Source organism: Vibrio sp. V10_P2A27P122 (genome assembly GCF_963874335.1).
Classification (GTDB): Bacteria; Pseudomonadota; Gammaproteobacteria; order Enterobacterales; family Vibrionaceae; genus Vibrio; species Vibrio anguillarum.
Genome location: NZ_CAWNHY010000152.1, coordinates 1 through 3,845, shown reverse-complemented (window position 1 = coordinate 3,845; position 3,845 = coordinate 1). Strand labels below are relative to the sequence as shown.

Annotated in this window: 4 protein-coding genes; 3 read left to right on the top strand and 1 reads right to left on the bottom strand. The window is 44.3% G+C overall.

Annotation, left to right across the window (positions count from 1 at the left end):
• Positions 1–315 (bottom strand): PspA/IM30 family protein (locus tag AACQ17_RS07340; protein ID WP_170935146.1); only part of this gene is annotated, 315 nt, incomplete at its 3' end.
• A 230-nt stretch (positions 316–545) separates the two neighbouring features.
• Between AACQ17_RS07340 and pspF the strand changes: the two genes are divergently transcribed.
• From pspF to AACQ17_RS07325, 3 genes are all read left to right on the top strand, one after another.
• On the top strand, positions 546–1,553 hold the full coding sequence (gene pspF, locus AACQ17_RS07335; RefSeq protein WP_026028021.1) for a phage shock protein operon transcriptional activator: 1,008 nt from the start codon (positions 546–548) through the stop codon (positions 1,551–1,553).
• Between the two features lie 96 nt (positions 1,554–1,649).
• Entirely contained in the window at positions 1,650–3,269 is a 1,620-nt protein-coding gene (sapA, locus tag AACQ17_RS07330; RefSeq protein ID WP_094147708.1) for an ABC transporter substrate-binding protein SapA, read from the top strand.
• The coding region (locus AACQ17_RS07325; protein WP_141201437.1) for an ABC transporter permease subunit at positions 3,269–3,845 on the top strand (577 nt) is incomplete at its 3' end. The genes sapA and AACQ17_RS07325, both read left to right, overlap by 1 nt.

The window sequence follows — 3,845 nt, the reverse complement described above, 5'->3', positions numbered from 1 at the left end:
GTGCAAGCCTTTCTGCATTTCTTGCAATTTCTTTTTTTCAATTAAAGCAGCGCGAGCGAGATCTTCACGCTGTTTAGCAAGCGCCAAGGTCGCTTTCTGTTGCCAATCTTCAATATGAGAGGCCATAGAATCCACTTTACGCGCGAGCTCTTTCTTATCCGCAATAGCTTTGGCCGAATTGGTGCGTACTTCCACCAAGGTGTCTTCCATCTCTTGGATGATTAAGCGGATCATCTTTTCAGGATCTTCCGCTTTATCTAACAGTGCACTGATATTCGAGTTTACGATATCGGCAAAACGAGAAAAAATACCCATGTTCAATCTCCTGATTAGTTGTTCATGACGATGTAGTTATTGGTGAGCTATTTTGAATCGCTCAAAACGTTAAGACGAGAAGAAATAACCAAGTTTCATGCCATATATAAATCTATTTATAATCAATAAATTAGATAATATCTCATAGAATAAGATTACTGTGCTATGATGATTTTCGCCAAGAGTTGGTGAATTTAACCACCTTTTCAATCACAGTGTGGAGAGTGAACATGCAACAAAACTTACTGGGTGAAGCGCCTCAATTTTTATCGGTACTGGATAAAGTCTCTAAGCTTGCACCGATTGATAGGCCGGTATTAATTATTGGCGAGCGAGGAACGGGCAAAGAGTTAATCGCTCAGCGCTTACACTATCTTTCCAAACGTTGGGACCAACCACTGGTTTCGTTAAACTGTTCAACCTTGAGTGAAGGGTTAATTGACTCTGAGCTCTTTGGCCATGAATCAGGCTCGTTTACCGGAGCCAAAGGACGTCACCAAGGACGATTTGAACGGGCAGAAGGTGGAACTCTTTTTTTGGACGAGCTCGCCACCGCGCCGCTTGCTGTACAAGAGAAACTACTTCGAGTGATTGAATATGGACATTACGAACGTGTCGGCGGTAGCCAACGGCTTAATGCGAATGTCCGTATCGTCTGCGCAACCAACGCCAATCTTCCACAATTAGCTGAAATTGGAAAGTTTCGAGCTGACTTACTCGACCGACTGGCCTTTGATGTGATCCAGCTTCCACCGCTAAGAGAGCGAAAAGAAGATATTATGCCACTTGCTGAGTATTACGCTATTAAGATGTGCCGTGAACTGAACTTAGCGCTCTTTGTCGGGTTTAGTGCAGAAGCGGCAGATCAGCTTCAACACTACTTGTGGCCGGGAAATGTGCGTGAACTTAAAAATGTCGTGGAGCGTGCTGTCTATCAACACGGAACGGCCTCCCATCCGATTGAAAACTTGGTTTTTAACCCTTTTGCTAATGAGTGGCACAAACCAGATGACCTTACTGGCAATCTCTCCACAGATCGCCATACTTACACCACTGGCTTTGAATTTCCGATGGATTACAAAATGTGGCAGGAGGATCAGGACAGACAACTACTGAGTGCCGCGCTCAATGCCAGTAAGTTTAATCAAAGACAAGCTGCAGAATTACTCGGCTTGAGCTACCACCAATTGAGAGGTATGGTGAGAAAATATCAACTCGTCGGCAGCAATGATGATTAACCCTAGGTTTAGATCAACAAAAAATGGTAGATTATCAGGATTTTGAGGCATAATGATTAGCTTTGTTTGCCTTACTTCTCACAGTTATTTCTCTTTATGAAAACATTGATACGATTCGCACTAGGAATATGCAGCTTTAGCCTACTGATAGGCTGTAGCGAACAAATTGACCATAGTAAAATTCGCCAGAGCGGATTCGTATATTGTGGTCACGGCAATCCCACCACTTTTAACCCACAATTGGTTGAGAGCGGCATTACGTCTGAAGCTCTCAGCCCACAGATTTACGACACGCTGTTGCAATTGGATTCAGAAACCTTACAACCGATACCCAGTCTGGCCACGAGTTGGACAGTGAATCCACAGGGTACAGAGTATACATTCAAGCTAAACGATGGCGTTCAATTTCAATCAACCGCTTGGTTTACACCGACTCGCGCTCTTAATGCCGATGATGTGGTCTTCAGCTTTCGCCGAATCATTGACCCAACCAACCCGTTTCATTACGTCAATAGTGGCGTCTACCCATGGTTTGCGGGTATTGATTTCAAAAACTTGCTGATCGATGTTCAAGCTCTGGATGAACTCACGGTTAAATTTACCCTCAGCCGTCCCGACAACTCCTTTTTATCCAATATCGCCACCAGTCATGCTGTCATACTCTCCTATGAGTATGCTAATCAATTAGTGATTGAAGATGAAAAAAGCATGATCGACAGCCATCCTGTTGGATCCGGACCATTTTATCTAGACGAATTTAAAGTGAATGACCTTATCCGCCTCCGTCGTCATGGCGCTTATTGGAATGGCGTGGCGAAGATGGAACAAGTCGTATTTGATGTCTCCAACCGAGGCACAGGGACACTCGCCAAACTACTACGCCATGAATGCGATGTGCTCAGCTCGCCTATTTCAAGCCAAATCCCTATTATCAAGCAGCAATCGGAAATAGAGCTTGATGCCAAGCCTGCGATGAACGTGTCTTATATTGCTGTGAATACCTCTCACCCTGCGCTCAGTGATGTTCGCGTGCGTAAAGCGCTTAATTTTGCGATCAACCGCCAAAATATTTTGGACTCGGTCTATTACGGTACAGGAAGTATTGCTTATAACATTCTTCCCCCCTCCTCTTGGGCCTATCAAAAGGACAGTATTCAAATTCGCTATGATCGTAACTACGCGATCGCATTACTTAAAGAGGCTGGCTATTACGCCAACTTGGAATTGACGATGTCTGTTCCTGCAGAGTCTCATGCCTATAATCCAAGTCCACGTAAAACTGCCGAGTTAATTAACGCTAACCTTGCCGACATTGGTATTACATTGCATATCATCACGGAAGACCGCCTCGATCGTTCAAATTTGGCCCAGCACGTCAATGTTGATCTGATTTTAACGGGCTGGAATGGCGATACCGCAGACCCAGATAACTTTTTGCGTCCACTGCTCTCATGTAATTCAGATCGCTCAGGGCTCAATGCCTCGATGTGGTGCAATAGTGATTTCGATTTTCTACTCGATTTGGCCTTGGAAGTAGACAAGTCACGCTATCGCCTTAACTTATACAAACAAGCGCAAAATATCTTGAATGAAGAATTCCCTGTTATCCCATTGGCACACGGCATGCAATTTAAAGCGTACAGCAAAACATTAACGGGCTTTAAACTCAGCCCATTTAATGTACAACCATTCAATACGGTTGAGAGGATCGAATAGTGTTTTTATATACGGTACGCAGACTCAACTTATTTATTATCACGTTACTCATTTTGACTATGGTCGGGTTTGCGCTGCTGCGCTTAGATCCACAGTCGCCTCTAACTGCTCATGGATTTTGGTCAGGTTGGTCAACCTATTTAGGGCAACTACTGCAACTGAATTTTGGCGTCAATCACAGTGGTGTCCCGATTGTGGACGAACTGGCGATGGTCTTTCCAGCAACGCTGGAGTTATGCCTCATTGCTTTTACTCTCTCTTTGTTAATTGGTCTCCCTATTGGTACGCTCGCAGGAATGAAGCAAGGTAAATGGATTGATACCGTCATCTCCTTCACGTCAATGTCCGGCTATTCAGCACCGCTATTTTGGGTAGCTTTGCTAATGATCATGGTCTTTTCACTGCATTATGAGCTGTTTCCTGTTTCAGGACGTTATGATCTACTCTACCAAGTGGAACACGTGACAGGTTTCGCTCTGATCGATGCTTTTTTCGCTGAAGGCAACTACCGTGCTCATGCTTTGCAAAGTGTTATTGAACATATGATTTTACCCTGCTTGGTACTGGCTCTAGCAC